Source organism: Sphingobium sp. LB126, assembly GCF_002795205.1.
Classification (GTDB): domain Bacteria; phylum Pseudomonadota; class Alphaproteobacteria; order Sphingomonadales; family Sphingomonadaceae; genus Sphingobium; species Sphingobium chungbukense.
This window is the reverse complement of sequence record NZ_NETV01000001.1, coordinates 2846806-2866456: the sequence shown is the minus strand read 5'-3', so window position 1 is coordinate 2866456 and position 19651 is coordinate 2846806. Positions and strand designations below refer to the sequence as shown.

At 64.7% G+C, this 19651-nt stretch carries 16 protein-coding genes and 1 pseudogene; 6 read left to right on the top strand and 11 right to left on the bottom strand.

What is annotated here, in order from left to right; all coding sequences use genetic code 11:
* Positions 1–131: 131 nt before the first annotated feature.
* From ileS to gpmA, 6 genes are all read right to left on the bottom strand, one after another.
* Positions 132–3023, bottom strand: a complete 2892-nt coding sequence (ileS, locus tag CAF53_RS14035) for an isoleucine--tRNA ligase (protein ID WP_100238825.1) — start codon at positions 3021–3023, stop codon at positions 132–134.
* Between the two features lie 34 nt (positions 3024–3057).
* Positions 3058–3999: a bifunctional riboflavin kinase/FAD synthetase gene (locus CAF53_RS14030; protein WP_100238381.1), complete on the bottom strand. Its 942-nt coding sequence runs from the start codon at positions 3997–3999 to the stop codon at positions 3058–3060.
* Positions 4000–4007: 8 nt separating this feature from the next.
* Complete coding sequence (locus CAF53_RS14025) at positions 4008–4532, bottom strand: dihydrofolate reductase (protein WP_100238380.1); 525 nt, start codon at positions 4530–4532, stop codon at positions 4008–4010.
* The gene (locus CAF53_RS14020) at positions 4529–5599 is read right to left on the bottom strand and encodes a 5-(carboxyamino)imidazole ribonucleotide synthase (RefSeq protein WP_100238379.1); all 1071 of its coding nucleotides are present in this window, start codon (positions 5597–5599) and stop codon (positions 4529–4531) included. The genes CAF53_RS14025 and CAF53_RS14020 overlap by 4 nt, the downstream gene beginning before the upstream one ends.
* 1 nt (position 5600) lies before the next feature.
* Complete coding sequence (gene purE, locus CAF53_RS14015) at positions 5601–6095, bottom strand: 5-(carboxyamino)imidazole ribonucleotide mutase (protein WP_100238378.1); 495 nt, start codon at positions 6093–6095, stop codon at positions 5601–5603.
* A 97-nt stretch (positions 6096–6192) separates the two neighbouring features.
* Positions 6193–6879, bottom strand: coding sequence for a 2,3-diphosphoglycerate-dependent phosphoglycerate mutase (gene gpmA, locus CAF53_RS14010; protein ID WP_046766060.1), 687 nt, complete (start codon positions 6877–6879; stop codon positions 6193–6195).
* Between the two features lie 155 nt (positions 6880–7034).
* Here gpmA and sppA point away from each other — a divergent pair, with 155 nt between their 5' ends.
* Complete coding sequence (gene sppA, locus CAF53_RS14005; RefSeq protein ID WP_100238377.1) at positions 7035–8939, top strand: signal peptide peptidase SppA; 1905 nt, start codon at positions 7035–7037, stop codon at positions 8937–8939.
* Positions 8940–8991: 52 nt separating this feature from the next.
* Here the strand turns inward: sppA and CAF53_RS14000 are convergent, their stop codons facing one another.
* The 4 genes from CAF53_RS14000 to CAF53_RS13985 all read right to left on the bottom strand — a co-directional run bounded on the left by CAF53_RS14000 (position 8992) and on the right by CAF53_RS13985 (position 12374).
* Positions 8992–9762, bottom strand: a complete 771-nt coding sequence (locus CAF53_RS14000) for an ABC transporter permease (RefSeq protein WP_046766013.1) — start codon at positions 9760–9762, stop codon at positions 8992–8994.
* Positions 9759–10691 carry an ABC transporter ATP-binding protein gene (locus tag CAF53_RS13995; protein WP_100238376.1) on the bottom strand — a complete coding sequence of 311 codons (933 nt, stop codon included), beginning with the start codon at positions 10689–10691 and terminating at the stop codon, positions 9759–9761. Before CAF53_RS13995 ends, CAF53_RS14000 begins: the two co-directional genes overlap by 4 nt.
* A 68-nt stretch (positions 10692–10759) precedes the next feature.
* Positions 10760–11389 carry a methyltransferase domain-containing protein gene (locus tag CAF53_RS13990; protein ID WP_046766015.1) on the bottom strand — a complete coding sequence of 210 codons (630 nt, stop codon included), beginning with the start codon at positions 11387–11389 and terminating at the stop codon, positions 10760–10762.
* Positions 11390–11471: 82 nt separating this feature from the next.
* A complete protein-coding gene (locus CAF53_RS13985) occupies positions 11472–12374 on the bottom strand; it encodes a LysR family transcriptional regulator (protein WP_100238375.1) in 903 nt (300 codons plus the stop codon).
* A 112-nt stretch (positions 12375–12486) separates the two neighbouring features.
* On the opposite strand from CAF53_RS13985, the gene CAF53_RS13980 reads away from it, so the two are divergent.
* The 5 genes from CAF53_RS13980 (at position 12487) to CAF53_RS13960 (ending at position 16955) form a co-directional block, all read left to right on the top strand.
* Positions 12487–13629 (top strand): acyl-CoA dehydrogenase family protein, encoded by a 1143-nt coding sequence (locus CAF53_RS13980; protein ID WP_100238374.1) that lies wholly within the window; start codon positions 12487–12489, stop codon positions 13627–13629.
* A gap of 29 nt (positions 13630–13658) precedes the next feature.
* Positions 13659–14717: an enoyl-CoA hydratase/isomerase family protein gene (locus CAF53_RS13975; protein ID WP_100238373.1), complete on the top strand. Its 1059-nt coding sequence runs from the start codon at positions 13659–13661 to the stop codon at positions 14715–14717.
* Positions 14718–14796: 79 nt separating this feature from the next.
* The gene (gene mmsB / locus CAF53_RS13970; RefSeq protein WP_100238372.1) at positions 14797–15681 is read left to right on the top strand and encodes a 3-hydroxyisobutyrate dehydrogenase; all 885 of its coding nucleotides are present in this window, start codon (positions 14797–14799) and stop codon (positions 15679–15681) included.
* Between the two features lie 163 nt (positions 15682–15844).
* Positions 15845–16330 carry a GAF domain-containing protein gene (locus CAF53_RS13965; RefSeq protein WP_100238824.1) on the top strand — a complete coding sequence of 162 codons (486 nt, stop codon included), beginning with the start codon at positions 15845–15847 and terminating at the stop codon, positions 16328–16330.
* 124 nt (positions 16331–16454) lie between these two features.
* Complete coding sequence (locus CAF53_RS13960) at positions 16455–16955, top strand: hypothetical protein (protein ID WP_100238371.1); 501 nt, start codon at positions 16455–16457, stop codon at positions 16953–16955.
* A gap of 6 nt (positions 16956–16961) precedes the next feature.
* Here CAF53_RS13960 and CAF53_RS13955 read toward each other — a convergent pair.
* Positions 16962–19483 (bottom strand): annotated as a pseudogene (locus CAF53_RS13955) (EAL domain-containing protein).
* Positions 19484–19651: the final 168 nt, after the last annotated feature.

Below are 19651 nucleotides of genomic sequence, written 5' to 3'. Positions count from 1 at the left end.
CGAGAGTAGTTGGGTGACATAGGTGACACGAAAGAACCCCAGATAAGCGCCATTGCCATATTATTCATTTGCTACAGCCTGCGTCGCTCAGCGCTATAGCCGAGGAACGCAGTTGTAGGACAGGAAGAGTTTTAACCGGCAAGCACCTCGTCGCAGCGGTTGCAGAGAGTGCCGTCTTCCTCGACCTCCGGCAGCAGGCGCCAGCAGCGGCCGCATTTGTGCCATTCGCTCGGCTTCACCTCTATGCCTTCGCCCTTGCCCATTTCGACGCGGGCGACGATGGCGATTTCGGCGAAGTTCACACCGTCGCTGGGGACCAGTTCGCCCATGGTGACGTCGGCCTCCAGGCTGGAGCGAACGATCTTTTCGCGGCGGAGCGGTTCAATGGCTTCGTTGACCTGGTCGCGCTGGTTGCGCAGTTCGGTCCATTTGTCGTCCAGATTCTGGTTTGCCCAGGCGGCGTCGACCTCCGGCCATTCCAGGAAATGCACGCTTTCCTCATGGTTTGGATAACGGCTTTGCCACACTTCCTCAGCGGTGAAGGGGATGATCGGCGCGGCGTAGCGGACCAGCGCGTGGAACAGCGTGTCCAGCACGGTGCGATAGGCGCGGCGCTTGGGGTCCGACTTCGCGTCGCAATAGAGGCAGTCCTTGCGAATGTCGAAGAAGAAGGCCGACAGGTCGCTATTGGCGAAGTCCATCAGTGCGCGGGTGTAGCGGCTGAATTCGAGCCAGTTTTCGCTGCCTGCCGCCTTGTCGACCACAGACTTGAGGTCGGCGTCCAGTTTCGCCAGCAGATGGAGCATGTAGCGCTCCAGTTCCGGCATTTCGGCTACGGGCAGTTTTTCCTCTTCGGAGAAATCGGAAAGAGCACCCAGCAAGTAACGGAAAGTGTTGCGGAGTTTGCGATAGGCGTCGGAGGAACCGGCCAGCACTTCCTTGCCGATGCGGACGTCATCGAAATAGTCGGTGCTGGCGACCCAGACGCGCAGGATGTCGGAGCCGCTTTCGGCGATGACCTTGAGCGGGTCGACCACATTGCCGAGGCTCTTCGACATTTTCCGGCCCTGCCCGTCCAGCGCGAAGCCGTGGGTGAGGACGGCGTCATAGGGCGCGCGGCCGCGGGTGCCGCTGCTTTCGAGGAGCGAGGACTGGAACCAGCCGCGATGCTGGTCGGAGCCTTCCAGATAGAGGTCGGCGCGGACGCCTTCGCCATAGCGGCCCTCGACCACGAAGCTGTGGGTGGAGCCGCTGTCGAACCAGACGTCGAGAATGTCGTTCACGACCTCATAGTCATCGAGGTCGTAATCGGGGCCGAGCAGCGCCTGATGATCGGCGCCGAACCATGCGTCGGCGCCAGCGCCCTTGAACGCTTCGACGATGCGGGCGTTGACTGATTTATCAACCAGATATTCGCCGGTCTTGCGATGAACATAGAGAGCGATGGGCACGCCCCAGGCGCGCTGGCGGCTGATCACCCAGTCGGGGCGGCCCTCCACCATCGAGCGGATGCGGTTGATCGAGCGTTCGGGGACCCATCTTGTGTGTTCGATGGAATTGAGGGCCAGGTCGCGCAGGGTGGCGCCGTTGTCGCCCTCACCCTTCCCACTCGCTGGCGCGAGCGGGCCCCTTCCCTCTCCCGCAGGAGAGGGATTCTGGTCCATGGGGATGAACCATTGGGGGGTGCAGCGGAAGATGATCTTTGCTTTCGAGCGCCAGCTATGCGGGTAGCTGTGCTTGAAGTCGTCGGAGGCCGCCAGCAGCCCGCCCGCCTGCGCCAAGTCGGTGCAGATCGGGCCGTCCTTGCCGACGAATTTGGGGTTGATGACCGAGCCCTGACCACCGAGCCAGAGCCAGTCCTCGCGATATTTGCCGTCATTCTCGACCGCGAAGACCGGGTTGATGCCGTTCGCCTTGCAGAGCGCGAAGTCGTCCTCGCCATGGTCGGGCGCCATGTGGACAAGGCCCGTGCCCGCGTCGGTGGTGACGAAATCGCCCGCGAGGAACGGGCGCGGTTTGGCGAAGAAGCCGCCGAGATTGTGCATTGGGTGGCGGGCGATGGCTCCGGCGAGTTGGGAGCCTACCACCTGAGGCATGTTCTTGAATGTCTCAAGATCGGAGAGCCCGCTTGGTTCCAAACCACCAAGCAACTCGGGAGCACGTCGCAGCAAATCTGCTACGAGATTTTGAGCGACAAGATAGCGCAACCCGTTAGCTGCAAAGACGGTGTAGGTAATCTCTGGCCCGTAAGCCAAAGCCTGATTGACCGGGATCGTCCAGGGCGTCGTCGTCCAGATCACCGCATGGGCGCCGACCAGTTCCGGCGCATTCGGCGCTTCGACAATCTCGAACGCCACGTCGATCTGGGTCGAGACGATGTCCTCATATTCGACCTCCGCCTCGGCCAGCGCGGTCTTTTCGACAGGCGACCACATGACGGGCTTGGCGCCGCGATAGAGCTGGCCGCTTTCCGCGAATTTCAGCAACTCGCCAACGATGGTGGCTTCGGCGTCGAACTTCATGGTGAGATAGGGGTCGTCCCAATCGCCCATGATGCCAAGGCGCTTGAACTGGTCCTTCTGCACGCCGACCCATTTGTCCGCATAGGCGCGGCATTCGGCGCGGAATTCCTGCGCGGGAACCTCGTCCTTATTCTGCTTCTTCTTGCGATATTCTTCTTCGATCTTCCATTCGATGGGCAAGCCGTGGCAGTCCCAGCCGGGCACATAGGGCGCGTCCTTGCCGAGCAGGGACTGGCTGCGGACGATGATGTCCTTGAGCACCTTGTTCATCGCATGGCCCATATGGATGTCGCCATTGGCATAGGGCGGGCCGTCGTGGAGGATGAAGCGTGTCCGGCCCTTCCGCCGCTCGCGCAGCTTGCCGTAGAGGTCCATTTCCTCCCATTGGCCAAGGATCGCCGGTTCCTTCTGCGCGAGGCCCGCCTTCATCGGGAAGTCGGTGACGGGAAGAAAAACGGTGCTCTTGTAATCTTTGGTTTCTTGGCTGGGCTGGTCGGTCATGAAGGTCCGCGCGTTTTGATCTGATCGCGCGGCATTAGGCGAGGTGGGGCGTTCCCGCAAGGATTTGCCGCGCATCCTCGCAGTCCTTCGCGATCGCCGCCATCAGCGCATCGAGGCCGTCGAATTTTGCTTCGGGGCGGAGGAAGTGGATGAGCTGGACCTCTATCACCTGATCGTAGAGGCTTTCGGCGAAATCGAAGAAATGCGGCTCCAGCAATTCCTTGGGCGGATCGAAGCTGGGGCGGATGCCCAGATTGGCGGCGCCGTCGAGGATGCGGCCGTCGGGAAGCAAGCCGCGCACGGCGTAGATGCCATAGGCCGGGCGCAGATAATGGCCCATGTCGACATTGGCCGTCGGGAAACCGATGGTGCGGCCGAGCTTGTCGCCATGCTGGACCATGCCTTCGATGGTGTACGGGCGGGTCAGCAGGCGGGTGGCGGTGGCGCAGTCGCCGGACTTGAGCGCCTGCCGGATGCGGGTGGAGGAGATGATCTCTCCGCCCTCCCCCGTGACCGGGGCCACGGCCTCGGCAATGAGACCCATGGAGGCGCCCAGTTCCGCGAGGCTTTGGATGGAACCCGCGCGGTCCTTGCCGAACGTGAAATCCTGACCCGTGACGACTCCGGCAACGCCCCAATCCTGGGCCAGCATGCGAACGAAGGAGAGCGGGTCGAGCGCGGCCAGTTCACGGGTGAAGTCGAACAGCAGCATCGCGTCAGCGCCCGCCCTGGCGAACAGGCGTTCGCGCTGGTCGAGCGTGGTCAGGCGAAACCAGGGCGTGTCCGGGCGGAACAGGCGCATCGGATGCGGGTCGAAGGTGGCGATGATCGCGGGGCGCCCCTCGGCCCGGGCGCGTTCTATCGCGCGGCGGGCGACGGCCTGATGCCCGGCGTGAAGTCCGTCGAAATTCCCCAGCGCCATGATGCTGCCGCGCAGATGGGCAGGCATCGCGTCACTGCTGTGCAGCCGCTCCATGAGGCGCGCTATAGGGGCGCGTCCGGCCGCTGGCAATGCGCGGCGGTACGACGGAAAGTGACGAAGCTGTAGGCGGGGCGGCCATTTTCAGCCGGATGATCCTCGCGGGCGATTTCCTGCCAGTCCGCGGGATCGGGATAGGGAATGTGGGTGTCGCCTTCCGCGTCGATGTGGACTTCGGTGAGTTCTATGCGGTGAGCGAGCGGCTGGAAGAGACGGTAGATTTCGGCGCCGCCGATGACCGCGATCGTGGCGGCACCGGCCTGAGCCATGGCGTCCTGCGGGCTGCCGGCGGTTTCGGCACCCTCCCCTGTCCAACACGCGTCGCGGGTCAGGACGATGTGGCGGCGGCCGGGCAGCAGGCCGGGCAGGCTGTCGAAGGTCTTGCGGCCCATGATCATCGGATGCCCCAGGGTCAGCGCCTTGAAATGCTTGAGGTCGGCGGGCAGACGCCAGGGCAGGTCGCCATCCCTGCCGATCACGCCATTATCGGCGCGGGCGAGGATGAGCATGATTTCGGGGGGTTCGTTCACAGCGTCAGGCGCGTGACGTGGCCCATCTTGCGGCCAGGGCGGGCTTCATGCTTGCCGTAGAGGTGCAGGTGGTTGGCCGGATCGGACAAGATCCGCTGCCAGTCATTGGCCTGTTCGCCGATGAGGTTGCGCATCTCCACCCTAGCGGCGGCGAGGCGGGTGTCGCCCAGCGGCAGGCCGCAAATGGCGCGGACATGGTTTTCGAACTGGCTGGTGAGCGCGCCTTCGATGGTCCAGTGGCCGCTATTGTGGACGCGCGGGGCCATTTCGTTGAAGACCGGGCCGTCGGCGCTGGCGAAGAATTCGAGCGTCAGGACACCGACATAGTCGAGGGCGTCGGCCACCTTCGACGCGAGGGCACGGGCTTCGGGAAGCTGGCCTTCGATGAGGGGGCCTGCGGGGACGGTCGAGATGTCGAGAATGCCGTCCGTGTGGACGTTCGCCGCGCTGTCCCAGAAGCGGATTTCGCCATGGGCGCCGCGCACGAGGATGACGGAGAACTCCTGCGCGAAGGTGACGAAACCTTCGAGGATGGCGCTCTGGCGGCCGATGGCGTTCCACGCGCCGACCGCGTCGCCGGGGTCGGACAGGCGCGCCTGCCCCTTGCCGTCATAGCCCATGCGGTTGGTCTTGAGGATCGCCTTGCTGCCGATCTGATCGAGCGCTTCCTCAAGATCGTCAAGGCTTTCGACCGGGGCGAAGGGGGCGGTCAGGCCGCCCAGATCGCAGACGAAGCGCTTTTCCGCGAGGCGGTCCTGCGCAATGCGCAGCGCCTGCGCGCCGGGGCGGACGAGGCCGTGGGTGGCGAGGACTTCGACCGCCGAGGGGTCGATATTCTCGAACTCGTAGGTGACCACATCGACGCTGTCCGCGAAGGCCGCGAGGGCGTCGGCGTCTTCATAGGCGCCCTGCGTCCAGCGCGGGGAGACGTCGGCGGCGGGACCGCTCGTTTCCGGGGCGTAGATATGCGTGCGATAGCCAAGCTGCGCGGCGGCGATCGCGATCATGCGGCCCAATTGGCCGCCGCCGAGTATGCCGATGGTGGAGCCGGGCGGGATGATGGTCATCTTATTCGGGGGTTTCCGCGACGTCGTTGGTTTGGCTGGCGCGCCAGGCGTCGAGGCGCCCGGCAAGGGCCGCGTCGGTGGTGGCGAGGATCGAGGCGGCGAACAGCGCGGCATTGATCGCGCCGGGCTTGCCGATGGCGAGCGTGCCGACGGGGATGCCGCCGGGCATCTGGACGATGGAGAGCAGGCTGTCCATGCCCTTGAGCGATTTGGATTCGACGGGGACGCCAAGGACCGGCAGGCGGGTCATGGAGGCGGTCATGCCGGGGAGGTGCGCGGCGCCGCCTGCGCCCGCGATGATGACTTTCAGGCCGCGGGCTACGGCGCCGGTGGCATAGTCGTAGAGCCGCTGCGGGGTGCGGTGGGCGGAGACGACCTTGCACTCATGGGCGACGCCAAGGGCCTCCAGCGTCTCGGAGGCATGGCGCATCGTTTCCCAGTCGGATCGGCTGCCCATGATGATGCCGACTTGCACGGCTTCGACTGCCCCGTTCATTTCGCTTCGCACTTTCCCTGATCATGCGGAAAGCAAAGCCCCTTAGCGGGAGGACCGCCAAGGGGCAATGCGGGATTTGCCCGCAGGGAGCACCCTGTCAGCGTTCGGACAGATAGTAGCGGTCCTTGGCGGTCAGATCGTCGTTCAATTCATAGACGATCGGCTGGCCGGTCGGGATTTCCAGTTCGGTGATCTCGTCGTCGGGGATGTTCGAGAGGTGCTTCACCAGCGCGCGGAGCGAATTGCCATGGGCGGAGATGACGACGCGCTTGCCGGCCTTGAGGTCGGGAGCGATGCGCTCTTCCCAATAGGGCAGCACACGAGCGATCGTGTCCTTCAAGGATTCCGTCGAGGGGATCGGGATGCCGGCATAGCGGCGGTCCTTCGACAGGTCGAACTCGCTGCCCGCCTCCAGCGGCGGCGGCGGCGTGTCGAAGCTGCGGCGCCAGATCTTCACCTGATCGTCGCCATGCTTGGCCGCCGTCTCCGCCTTGTTGAGACCGGTGAGACCGCCATAATGGCGCTCATTGAGGCGCCAGTCCTTTTCGACCGGGAGCCACAGGCGGCCCATTTCCTCCAACACGAGGTTCAGCGTCTTGATCGCGCGGGTCTGGACCGAAGTGTAGCACTGGTCGAAATCCAGCCCTTTCTCCGCCATCAGCTTGCCCGCCGCACGGGCTTCCTCCGCGCCCTTTTCGGTCACGTCGACATCCCACCAGCCGGTGAAGCGGTTTTCGAGGTTCCAGGCCGACTGGCCGTGGCGGATAAGGACGAGCGTGGGCATGAGGCGTGTCTCCTGCACGAAAAGCCATGAGTTGCGGCCTCCCATAGCGCCGGATTCATCCGGCGCAAGCTTGCGCGGTCCCCGCCCGCCCCCACATTGCAGTCGGTCCGTCGATGGGATAGCCCATTCAGGCATTGTAGGAAGGAACCGGCGACTTGGCATTTGTGAAGGGGATGTGGCGCATATTGGTCGCCATCAAGGACGGGCTGGTGCTGTTGTTCCTGCTGATGTTCTTCGGGCTGCTTTATGCGGCTCTGTCCTGGTCGCCCAAACCGTCCCAAAGCGTGAGCAGCGGCGCGTTGCTGCTGAAACTGGACGGCAGCATCGTCGAACAGCCCGCGGAGGTCGATCCGATGGCGCTGCTCACCGGTTCCCGCGACAAGAGCAAGGAATATGGGCTGGCCGAGATCGTCGCCGCGCTGGACGCTGCGAAGGACGATCGGCATGTCAAGGCCGTGGTGTTGAACCTGGACGGCTTTGCCGGCGGCGGCCAGGTCGCGCTGGCGCGCGTGGGCAAGGCGCTGGACGCTGTGCGCGCGGCGAAGAAGCCGGTCCTGGCCTATGCCACCATCTATGGCGACGACGGCTATCAGCTTGCCGCGCATGCGAGCGAAAGCTGGGTCGACCCGCTGGGCGGGGTGGCGATCATCGGGCGCGGCGGATCGGGGCTTTATTACAAGGGGCTGATCGACAAGCTGGGGGTCAACACCCATGTCTATCGCGTCGGCACCTACAAGAGCTTCGTCGAGCCTTTCACCCGCACCGGCCAGTCGCCCGAGGCCAAGCAGGCCAACCAGGCGCTGGCCGATGCGCTGTGGGAGGATTGGCAGCAGGAGGTGGCCAAGGCACGGCCCAAGGCGAAGCTGGCGGCCTATGTGAGTAATCCGGCGGGTCTGGCGGAAGCGGCTGGCGGCAATCTGGCGAAGGCGGCGCTGGGTGCGGGCCTGATCGACAAGCTGGGCGACGAAGCGGCGTTCGGGAAGCGTGTAGCCGAAATCGCGGGCGATGCGCCCGACGACAAGGCAGGCGACTTCGCGGCCATCGACCTTAAAAACTACATGAAGGCGCACAAGCCCGCCAATGGCGGTGACATCGGCGTGCTGACGGTGGCGGGCGACATCGTCGATGGCGAGGCGGGTCCGGGAACGGCCGCGGGTGACACCATCTCCGCCCTGCTGCGCAAGGCGCTGGCGGAGAAGGACCTGAAGGCGCTGGTGGTACGCGTCGATTCGCCGGGCGGATCGGTGATGGCGTCGGAGAAGATCCGGGGCGCCATCATGGAGGCCAAATCCGAAGGGCTGCCGGTGGTGGTCTCCATGGGCAATGTCGCTGCCAGCGGCGGCTATTGGGTGTCGACGCCGGGCGACGTGATCTTTGCCGAGCCGGACACGATCACCGGATCGATCGGCGTGTTCGGGATCATCCCGAGCTTCGAGGGCACGCTGGCGAAGATCGGCGTGACCACCGATGGCGTGAAGACGACGCCGCTGTCGGGGCAGCCCGATGTGGTGGGCGGCACGACGCCCGAATTCGACCGGATCATGCAGATGGGGGTCGAGGATATTTACGGCCGCTTCGTGGGCCTCGTCGCGCAATCGCGGCGCAAGACGCCGCAGCAGATCGATGCGATCGCCCAAGGCCGCGTGTGGGACGGTGGCACGGCGCGGCAGATCGGGCTGGTGGATCGCTTCGGCGGGCTGGAGGACGCCATCGCCGAGGCCGCGAAACTGGCCAAGATCGATCCGGCCAAGGCCAAGCCCTATCGCATCGAGAAGGAACCGGACAAGTTCGCGCAGTTCGTCCAGTCCATCGTGGATCGCGAAGATAAGGACGATGCCGGGACGACCGATGGGGCGGTGGGACGCGACCTGCTGGGACGGCAGGCTGTGATCCAGCGGAACTGGGCCTTGCAGGCGATTGCCGACGTGCGCGCGCTGGTGAGCGGCGCGGGCGTGCGGGCCGATTGCCTGGAGTGCCGGGGCTATGGCGCGCCGCGCGTGACAAAGGCTGCCGATCAGCGCGGGATATGGGCGATGCTGCTGGGCTTGCTGAAGGGATGAGATAAAGGAAATGGCGGCCGTCCGACCGGGACGGCCGCCATGGCGTCATCCTCTATTTCTTCAGCCGGTAGCCGGTGCGGAACATCCAGCCGATGATCGCCAGGCACAGGGCCAGCATCCCGGCAATGAACAGCAGGCTGAATTCTATCCCCACATCGCCGCGCCCGAAGAAGGTCCAGCGGAATCCGGAGATCAGATAGACGATCGGGTTGAACAAAGTGATCGTCCGCCACGGCTCCGCCAGCATGTGGATCGAATAGAAGGCGCCGCCCAGGAAGGTCATCGGCATGATGATCAGCAGCGGGATCACCTGCAACTGCTCGAAACTCTGCGCCCAGATCCCCAGGATGAAGCCGAACAGGCAGAAACTGACCGCGATCAGGACCATGAAGACCGCCATCGCCAGAGGATGGGCGACCGGCAGGTCCACGAACAGATGCGCGGTCAGGAAGATGATCGTGCCGACGATCAGCGATTTGGTGGCCGCCGCCCCGACATAGGCGATGATCGTTTCCATGGCCGATACCGGGGCCGACAGCAGTTCATAGATGGTGCCGGTGAATTTGGGCATGTAGATGCCGAAGCTGGCGTTGAAGATGCTTTCCGTGAACATCGACATCATGATGAGGCCGGGCACGATGAAGGCGGCATAGGGAATGCCGTCGATCTGCGTCATGCGCGAACCGATCGCCCCGCCGAACACCACGAAATAGAGCGATGTGGTGATGACCGGAACCAGCAGCCCGGTCAGCCAGGTCCGGCGGAAGCGGTGCAGTTCGAACTTGTAGATCGACCAGATCGCGCGCGCGTTGAAGCCGTTCATGCCGCCTTCTCCCGATGGACCAGGCTGACGAAGATGTCCTCCAGGCTGCTCTGCTGCGTATTAAGGTCCTTGTATCCGATGCCGAGATCGCCCAGCCTGCGCAGCAGCGACGACACGCCGGTACGTTCGGCCTGGGTATCGAACACATATTCCATCTCATGGCCGTCCGCCTTCAGCGTGACCTGCCATTCGTCCAGGTCCGGCGGAACGGCGGACATCGCCTCCGCCAGCACGATGGTCAGCGTCTTCTTGCCGAGTTTCTTCATGAGCGCGGTCTTTTCCTCGACCAGCACCAGTTCGCCCCTGTTGATGACGCCGACCCGGTCGGCCATCTCCTCCGCCTCCTCGATATAATGAGTGGTGAGGATGATGGTGACGCCGGTCTGGCGCAATTCACCGATCAGTTTCCACATGTCGCGGCGCAGTTCGACGTCGACGCCCGCGGTCGGCTCGTCCAGGAACAGCACGCGCGGTTCATGAGACAGCGCTTTTGCAATCATCACGCGGCGCTTCATGCCGCCGGACAGTTCCAATATCTTGTTGTTGCGCTTGTCCCAGAGCGACAGGTCGCGCAGAATCTTCTCGATATAAGCGTCGTTGCGCGGCTTGCCGAACAGGCCGCGGGAGAAGGTGACGGTGTCGATCACCCGCTCGAACGCGTCGGTATGAAGCTCCTGCGGCACCAGCCCGATGGCGGAGCGCGATCCGCGATAGTCGCGGATGATGTCATGCCCGGCGACGGTGACGCTGCCGCCGGTCGGGCGGACATTGCCGCAGATGATGGAGATCATGGTGGTCTTGCCGGCGCCGTTCGGCCCCAGCAGCGCGAAAATCTCGCCCTCCTCTATTGCCAGGTCGACGCCTTTCAGCGCCTGAAAACCCGAAGCATAGCTTTTCGTCAGGCCGGAAACGGTGATGATGGACGCCATGCGCGGCAGTGCCCCCTTTGTGCTGAGCGGCAAAGATAGGGCGCCGCCGGCCTGAGGCAACGGGTGGCCTATTCGCCCTTGCGGAAAAAGCGGAAAACCGTGGCGGGTGGAAAGTTGCGAACGGTCTGCCCGGCCCGAACCACATCCAGGCCCAGTGCGTCCAGAATCTCGCGGTTGACCGGCGGGCGCAGGGAATAGGTGAACTGGATGAAGGCCCCGCCCGGCCGCAGCATGCGGAAGCTTTCGGACAGGATATCCGCGTGCATCTGGCGGTCCATCGCCAGCAACGGCAGGCCGCTGATCACCGCCTGATATTCCCCCGCCTCCCCGGCCGCTGCCGTGGAAACGACCTGCGCCGGGGTTTCGAGCACCGACACATGGGGGAAATGACGTCGCAGCCCGCGCGCGAAGGCGGGATTGATCTCGACCACCTCCAGATTTTCCGGAGGCAGGCCGGTGCCCAGTATCGCGCGGGTGAAGACGCCGGTGCCGCCGCCCAGTTCGATCACGCGGCCCCCATCGGGATCGACATGCTCGACCATCAGCCGCGCGAGATAGCGGCTGCTGGGCACGACCGAGGCGGTCTGGCGCGGCTTTTTCACCCAGGCGGCCAGGAAATCGAGATATTCGGTCGCGCGCGCGCGCAAATCGCTGTTCGACAGGGCGATCGCCCGGCTGCGCTTGGACTTATGCTGCATGAGCGAATTGCGACCATTTCACTGTCATGACGACTCCCTTAGCGGGCCGGACAGGCGCCGTCGATTGGCTTTAGGAGGGTTTTCAGGTCGTTCGACCGACAGAAGCCCCGCTCTTCAAGGTTTCGATACGTTCCTGCAACCACAGCGCGACCGCCGCGATTCGAGGCAGTTTCTTGAGGTCGCCATGGGTGACGAGCCAGAAACTGCGCATGATCTCCACCCGATCGGCCATCACCGGCACCAGCCTCGCATCGCGCCCGGCGATGAAGTCCGGGAGCACGCCGATCCCCGCCCCTTCGGCGATCATCCGATGCTGCATGTTGATGCTGGTGGCGCGCAGGCTGGCCTCCAGACCCGCCTCCACCTCGTCCAGATAATCGAGTTCGGGCGAGAAGATGAATTCGGGCACATAGCCGACCAGCACATGATCGCGCAGGTCGCTGGCGTTTCGAGGCGTCCCCGCCTGCGCCAGATAGGCGGGGGACGCATAGAGGTGCAGCCGATAGTCGCCCATGCGCCGGACCGACAACCGCCCCCGCTGCGGCCGCGCCAGCATGACCGCCATGTCCGCTTCGCGCTTCGAGGGGTTGAGGAAGCCCGAGGCGGTGATGAGGTCCAGCCGGATGCCGGGATGGCGGCGGCTGAAATCGGCAAGACCGGGCGCCAGCACCCAGGTGCCGAAGCCCTCCGCCACCGACAGCCTTACCTGGCCGCTCAGATGGCGTTCCCGGCCAGTCGCCTCCTCCATCGCGGCGAGCGCGGCGCTCTCTATGTTTTCGGCGTGGCTGAGCAGGGCCTGGCCATGGGCGGTCAGGGTGCGCTCCCCCGCTCCCACCTCGAACAGTTCAGGCCCCAGCGCCTTTTCCAGCCGGGCGAGTCGCCGGGCGATCGTTGTCGCGTCGATCCCCAGGGCACGCGCCGCCGGGGCGATCTTGCGCGCCCGCGCCACCGCCAGAAAGACCCTGAGATCGTCCCAATCGAACATCCGCCCCCACCCGACTGCAAAATCGCTGCGATGCTATGCAGAACTGCGTTGTTGCGGGCAATTCCGCATTATATCTAGAGGGGAGTTTAAAGTGCACGTCGCAGGAGAGCTTGTGAGCCAGTTCGATCTCACCGAGGACCAGTTGGCCATTCAGGAGATGGCGCGCCGGTTCACCGCCGATGCGATCACCCCCCATGCGGCGGAATGGGACGAAAAGCACATCTTCCCCCGCGACACCATCCGCGCCGCGGCGGAGCTGGGCTTCGGCGGCATCTATGTGTCGGAGGAAGCGGGCGGCATCGGCCTCGGGCGGCTGGAGGCGGCGCTGATCATGGAGGCGATGGCCTATGGCTGTCCGTCGACCAGCGCGTTCATCTCGATCCACAATATGGCCGCCTGGATGATCGACCGTTTCGGCAGCCAGGCGGTGAAGGACAAATATCTGCCCTCCATGGTACCGATGGAACGGATCGGCAGCTATTGCCTGACCGAAGCGGGATCGGGATCGGATGCGGCTGCGCTCAAGACGCGGGCGGTCCGGGACGGCGACCATTATGTCGTCACCGGGTCCAAGCAGTTCATCTCCGGCGGCGGCGAGAATGAAATCTATGTCGTCATGGTCCGCACCGGCGACGACGGGCCGAAGGGCATAAGCTGCCTCGTCATCGAAAAGGACATGGCGGGCGTCAGCTTCGGCGCGCAGGAACGCAAGCTCGGCTGGCATTCGCAGCCGACGGCGCAGGTCAATTTCGACGGCGTGCGGGTGCCGGCCGAAAATCTGGTCGGCGGCGAGGGTGAAGGCTTTCGCATCGCGATGATGGGGCTGGACGGCGGGCGGCTGAACATCGGCGCCTGCTCGCTGGGGGGCGCGCAGCGCTGCATCGACGAGGCGGTCGCCTATACCAAGGACCGCAAGCAGTTTGGACAGAGTATCGCCGATTTCCAGAACACGCAGTTCGTGCTGGCGGACATGGAGACGGAATTGCAGGCGGCGCGCACCCTGCTCTATGCGGCGGCGGTCAAGGTGACGGAGAATGCGCCGGACAAGACGCGCTTCGCCGCCATGGCCAAGCGGCTGGCGACAGATACCGGATCGTCGGTGGTCGACCGGGCGCTGCAACTGCATGGCGGTTACGGTTATCTGATGGACTATCCGATCGAGCGTTTCTGGCGCGATTTGCGCGTGCATTCGATCCTGGAAGGCACCAATCAGGTGATGCGCATGATCATCGCCCGCGACATGCTGCGGCCCTAAGCCCGAGAGAGACGAGCGCGGGAGATTGTATGACTGATCAGGTTCTGATTTCCATCGACAATGGCGTGGGGCGCATCAGGTTGAACCGGCCCAAGGCGATCCATGCGCTGACCACCGAAATGTGCAGCGCCATCATCGACGCGCTGCTGGCGTGGCGGACAGATGAGAGCGTCGTCGCGGTGATGCTCGACCATGCAGAGGGCCGGGGATTTTGCGCGGGCGGCGACATCGCCATGATCGCCAACAGCGCCAGGGGCGACTGTTCGGAGGCGGAGCAATTCTTCTTCACCGAATATCGGATGAACCATCTGCTGTTCGTTTATGAAAAGCCGATTATTGCCTTCATCGACGGCATCGTCATGGGCGGAGGCGTGGGCATTTCCGACCCGGCGCGCTATCGCGTGGCGACCGAGCGGACCACCTACGCCATGCCGGAAACGGGCATCGGCCTGTTTCCCGATGTGGGCGGCGGCTGGTTCCTGCCGCGCTTGCCGGGACGGACCGGGGCCTGGCTGGCGACGACGGGCGCGCGGATCAAGGGCGCGGATTGCGCGGCGATCGGCATCGCGACCCATTATATGGCGTCGGACAAGCTGGAAGCGGTGAAGGCGCGGATCATCGCCGATCCGGACGGGCTGGCCGAGATATTGGACGAGATGGCCGACGCCCCGCCGCCCTCTGCCGTCGAAGCGCATCGGGACGAGATCGACCGGCTGTTCGCTTCGGATCGATTCGAGGACATATTGGCGGCGCTGGAGGCGGAGGGGTCCGGCTGGGCGCGGGAGCAGCTCGCCACCCTCGCCACCAAGTCGCCGCAGACGATCAAGGTCGCGCTGCGCCAGATGGTGGAGGGCGCGGCCTTCACCGATTTCGCCGACAATATGCGCAACGAATATCGCATCGGCCATCATGTCATCCGCCGCCCCGATTTCGTCGAGGGCGTGCGCGCCGTGATCTTCGACAAGGACAATGCGCCGCGATGGAATCCGGCGCGGCCCGAGGATGTGACGGACGAACTGGTGGACAGCCTGTTCGTCCCCCTGCCCCCGGAAAAGGAATGGACGCCGCTGCCCGAATTGCGCGGCTGAAAGATGCTTTGTTTTCCGCGATTTTACGAGTCGCCCGATGATCCATCGGACTTGAAATCGCTCTAGAGGAGTGCCTGAAATGAGCCAGACCATCGCCTTTATCGGCCTGGGCAATATGGGCGGTGGCATGGCCGCCAATCTGCTGAAGAACGGATTTGCCGTGCGTGCCTTCGACCTGTCGGAGGAGGCGCTGGCCAAGGCGGTCGAGGCCGGGGCCGTACGTTGCGCGAGCGCCGCGGAAGCCGCGACTGGCGCCGACGCGGTCGTCACCATGCTCCCGGCGGGCAAGCATGTGGAGGGCGTCTATACGAGCGAAGTCTTCGGCGCGGCCAAAGCGGATGCGTTGTTCCTCGATTGTTCGACCATCGATGTCGCGACCACGCGCCGGGTCGAGGAGGCGGCCGCCGCCAAGGGTTTCGAGATGGTCGACGCGCCCGTGTCGGGCGGCATCGCGGCGGCCAATGGCGGGACGCTGACCTTCATGGTCGGGGGCTCGGACCAGGCCTTCGGCCGGGCCAGGCCGATATTGTCCGCCATGGGCAAGGTGGTGATCCATGCCGGGGGCGCGGGCAATGGGCAGGCCGCCAAGATCTGCAACAATATGCTGCTGGGCGCGACGATGGTCGCGACCTGCGAGACTTTCGCCATGGCGAAGAAGCTCGGGCTCGACCCGCAGACCTTCTACGATATTTCCAGCGTGTCATCGGGACAGAGCTGGTCGATGACCAGCTACTGCCCGGTGCCGGGCATCGGGCCTCAAAGTCCTTCGGATAACGGCTATCAGGGCGGATTCGCCGTGGGACTGATGCTGAAGGACCTGAAACTGGCGAGCGAAGCGGCAGCTTCGGTCGGCGCAAGCGTGCCGATGGGCAATGCGGCGGAATCGCTTTACCAACTGCTCGCCAACCAGGGCGAAGCGGCGCGCGACTTTTCGCTGATGATCGAGATGCTGGAAGGCAAGTGATCCCTTTTCCTTCGGGAAGGGCGGGATTCGTGGTGGGAAACGGACTTTCCCGGCTTCGTCGCCCCGGATCAGGTCCGGGGTGGTGACGATGTGGTTCCGCAATCGGCCCAATCCTTCGATCTCAAGGCTGGCCGATGCGGATCGCTCCGCCTATATTTCCGTCATGTTCGATTTTGCGCCCGCGGCGGATGCCGACAAGACCACCCTCTATGACGATCTGCTCTCGGCGGCCGATGCGCTGACGGCGGGCGAAACCGACACCGTCGCCAATATGGCCAATATCTCGGCCCTGATCTGGCAATTTCTTCCCGATCTCAACTGGGCCGGCTTCTACCGGATGGTCGGCGGCGAACTGGTGCTTGGCCCGTTTCAGGGCAAGACCGCCTGCATCCGCATCCCGCTGGGCAAGGGCGTCTGCGGTGCCGCGGCGGCGAGCGGCGACACCCAGCTTGTCGAGGATGTCCACGCCTTCCCCGGCCATATCGCTTGCGATGCCGCCAGCGCTTCGGAAATCGTCGTGCCGGTGATCCGGGACGGTAAGGTCGTGGCCGTACTCGATCTCGACAGCCCCCTGCCCGCCCGGTTCGACGAAGCCGACCGGGCCGGGCTGGAGACGCTGATCGACCGGATCGGATCGCGCCTCGCCTGAACCAGGCTGAACCGACCGACCTGCTCCGTTTCGGGACGGAGCAGGTGGCGCCGGCCCATGGATCGCCGGGCTTTCCCATGCTAAACAAGCCGTTAACAAATCGGCCGAAAACGGGGAATCCAGCATGCGTATCCGGAACATCATCCTGGCGGGCGCAGGCCTCGCATGGGGGATGACGATACCTGCCCTGGCAAGCAGCGGCGTGAACCGGGACGCACAGGCAGGCGATCCGCCGCCGCCCGCCATGGGCTATGATGACGATGTGACGATGGGCAGCGCCCCGCCCCCTCCGTCGCCTCCTCCACCGCCAATATCGCGACAGGAGGGCTCCGTCGAACGCCGGGGCGGGCCCGGCGTCGATTATGATGCGCCGCCCTATGCCGCCGCACCGCGCCCGGCCACCCCCTTGCGGGCAAGTCGGCTTCCCTCTCCTGGCCAGCCCTCCGCTCCGGGCCAGCCTGTCGTCACCACGACGCAGGCACCGGGCAGGTTCGCGAACGGCTATTATTATCCCGGCGTCACGACCACGACTGTGGTGATCCAGCCCGCGATGCAGACCACGCGGACCTATGTGACGGAAACCGTGACTTCGCGGCCAGGCCGTCGCCAGATGCGGTCGAAATAAGCCTGTTCAGGCGGCCTGCGAGCATATGGTCGCCCAGGCTTGCGGCCGGCCGAACAGATAGCCCTGCCCGACCAGGCAGCCGCGCGCCAGCAACATGTCGATCTGCCCGAGCTGCTCCACCCCTTCGGCCACGACCTCCATGCCCAGGCTGCCTCCCAGCTTGCCGATGGCATCGACGATGACCGCGTCGCCCGCATCCTGCTCGATATTGCTGATGAAGCTCTTGTCGATCTTCAGCACGTCGACCGGATATTGCTTCAAATGGCTGAGCGAGGCGTAGCCCGTCCCGAAATCGTCGAGCGCGATCCGCACGCCCGCCGCCGACAACCGGTGCAGCGCCTGTTCGACCTGGTCCGTGCCACGGCCAAGGAACACGGTTTCAGTGACCTCCACCTCGAAATGCCGCGGCGGAATGCCGCATCGCGCGAGATGAGCGAGTACATAGCCCGCGAAATCATGTTGCATGAAGTCCGCCGCCGAAGCGTTGATCGCGACTCGGCCCGGATCATGCCCCGCGCGCAGCCAGCGGCGGACGTCGCGCACAACGGCCGCCATCATCTTCTCGGTAAGCTGGACCGCGATGTCGGCATTGTCGAACGCCGCCGCGATGCTGTCCGGCGCATGGACGCCGGTGCGCGGATGTTCCCAGCGCAGCAGCGCCTCATAGCCCAATATGCGGCCGGTCCGCAGGTCCACCTTGGGCTGATAATAGGGCACGACCAGATCGTCGGCGATCGCCTGCCGCGCCATGTTGATCATCGAACTGCGCTGCTGCGCGTCCGCCCGCAATTGCGAATGGAACAGCGTAAGCCGTCCGCGACCAGCAGCCTTGGATGCATAAAGGGCAAGGTCGGCCGCCTTGAGCAGTTCGGTGGCTTGATCGCCATGTTCGCCGAAAACCGCGCCGCCGATGCTGATGCTGCAATCGAGGGAACGCCCATTATGGACATAGGGGCCCCGCACCCCGCCGAGCAGCTCCGCACTCCACGCCGCCAGCGCATCGCTGTCGGCCAGGGACGGCGCGATCATGCCGAATTCGTCGCCGCCCAGCCGCCCGACCGTAGCGTCGGCGGGCGCGCAGGCGGCAAAGCGCCGGGCAAAGCCGCACAGCAGCGCATCGCCCGCATCATGGCCCAGCATGTCGTTGGTGCGCTTGAGGTCGTCAATGTCGACCAACAGCAGGCCGAAGCGTTCGCCCGACTGGCGCGCATGCTCGGTCATTTCCTCCAGCGTCGCCTGCCACAATGCGCGATTGGGCATGCTCGTCATCGGATCATGGGTCGCGGCCCAGCGGATGCGCTCCTCGCTGTTTCGTTCCTCCGTCACGTCCTGGAAGGTGACGATGACCCGCAGCGGGCGGCCGGATTCGGAAAAGCTGCTCCAGCCGATGCTCTTGATCCAGCGCAGGGCGCCGGTGTCGGCCCGGTAGACGCGCAGCGTCGCCTCGAAATGCGGTGGCAACTGGTCGGCCGCCACCGCCTCCAGCATCTGCGCCAGCTGGTGCCGATCCTCCGGATGGACCAGCCGCAAGGCGAGTTCGCTGGTTGCCGGTTCCGTGTCGGACAGACCCAGCATGGCGCGGAACTCGCGCGACCAGGTCCGGGTGCCGGCGACGCCGTCGAAATCCCATATGCCCAGCCGCGCCGACTGGATGGCGAGGCGGAAACGCTCCTCGCTTTCGGCCAGTTCGCGTTGGACCAGCTTCTGCGCGTGAACATCCTCCAGCGTGCCGTACCACCGCACGATCCGGCCTTCTTCGTCCCGCCGCGCCGACGCGCGCGCGCGCATCCAGCGGTAGCTGCCGTCCGACAGGCGCAACCGGTAATCGACATCGATCGGATCGCCGGTGCGCAGCCTTTCCGCCCAGAGGTCGAGCGTGCGCCCGGCATCCTCGGGATGCAGCGAAGCGATCCATCCCGTCCCCCGCGCCGAACCGGGCGAGCTTCCGGTCAGGTCCCGCCAGCGCGGACCGACCTCCTCGATCGCGCCGTCGGGGGCCGCCGTCCAGGGCACTTGCGGACTGAGCTGGACCGACCAGCGATAGTGCTGCCGGCTTTCCGCCAGCGCGTCGGCCAGGGCCCGGCGATCGTGATCGTGGCGATCGTCAATATCCTCGATCGTGCCATACCAGAGCGGCGCCTCGCCCGGCTCCGTCACCAGCGCCATGCGGACGATGCCCCACCGTCCCTCCCCGAGGGACAGCGCATCCGGACCTGGACGGGATGCGGCCGCTCCGATCCTTTCGCCGCATCGGCCAAGGCGCGCCAATCCGGAGGCTCCAGCAAGGCGCGCCAGCCATGGCCCATCATGTCGGCAGAGAAATGCCGCGCGAACAGGTCCGAACAGATTTCCCGGGAAAGCACGCGACCGCGATCATCCGCGATCCAGCGAATCAGCGGCGGCGAGACAGCGTGAAAGAGAGGTGAGAACAACAGTTCGTTACGATAATGGAAAATGTCCCAGTCCAACCGGTCATGGACGGGTTCTGCGTCAAATTCTCCAAATCGGCGATCAGCAAAACGGTCCATGGGCCGGCCCTGATCCTTCACTGTTTCCGCAGTTCATCAGCATGCAGTAGCGGAAAAAGTTAAATAAGCTTTCCCATGCAAGTGACGGAAATATATCCGTAATGAACAGATATGCCGCGACGGCGGCTGGGAGCCGGTTGGACACACGACATTCGACATAGTGCGGCA

Bases quoted from the DNA above. Each gene is read 5' to 3' on its own strand.
- CAF53_RS13985 (WP_100238375.1), bottom strand. From the start codon at position 12,374: ATGTTCGATTGGGACGATCTCAGGGTCTTTCTGGCGGTGGCGCGGGCG.
- CAF53_RS13960 (WP_100238371.1), top strand. From the start codon at position 16,455: ATGCGTATCCGGAACATCATCCTGGCGGGCGCAGGCCTCGCATGGGGG.
- gpmA (WP_046766060.1), bottom strand. From the start codon at position 6,879: ATGCCCACGCTCGTCCTTATCCGCCACGGCCAGTCGGCCTGGAACCTC.
- CAF53_RS13965 (WP_100238824.1), top strand. From the start codon at position 15,845: ATGTTCGATTTTGCGCCCGCGGCGGATGCCGACAAGACCACCCTCTAT.
- CAF53_RS13990 (WP_046766015.1), bottom strand. From the start codon at position 11,389: ATGCAGCATAAGTCCAAGCGCAGCCGGGCGATCGCCCTGTCGAACAGC.
- CAF53_RS13995 (WP_100238376.1), bottom strand. From the start codon at position 10,691: ATGGCGTCCATCATCACCGTTTCCGGCCTGACGAAAAGCTATGCTTCG.
- mmsB (WP_100238372.1), top strand. From the start codon at position 14,797: ATGAGCCAGACCATCGCCTTTATCGGCCTGGGCAATATGGGCGGTGGC.
- CAF53_RS14030 (WP_100238381.1), bottom strand. From the start codon at position 3,999: ATGGAGCGGCTGCACAGCAGTGACGCGATGCCTGCCCATCTGCGCGGC.
- purE (WP_100238378.1), bottom strand. From the start codon at position 6,095: ATGAACGGGGCAGTCGAAGCCGTGCAAGTCGGCATCATCATGGGCAGC.
- CAF53_RS14000 (WP_046766013.1), bottom strand. From the start codon at position 9,762: ATGAACGGCTTCAACGCGCGCGCGATCTGGTCGATCTACAAGTTCGAA.
- CAF53_RS13975 (WP_100238373.1), top strand. From the start codon at position 13,659: ATGACTGATCAGGTTCTGATTTCCATCGACAATGGCGTGGGGCGCATC.
- CAF53_RS14020 (WP_100238379.1), bottom strand. From the start codon at position 5,599: ATGACCATCATCCCGCCCGGCTCCACCATCGGCATACTCGGCGGCGGC.
- ileS (WP_100238825.1), bottom strand. From the start codon at position 3,023: ATGACCGACCAGCCCAGCCAAGAAACCAAAGATTACAAGAGCACCGTT.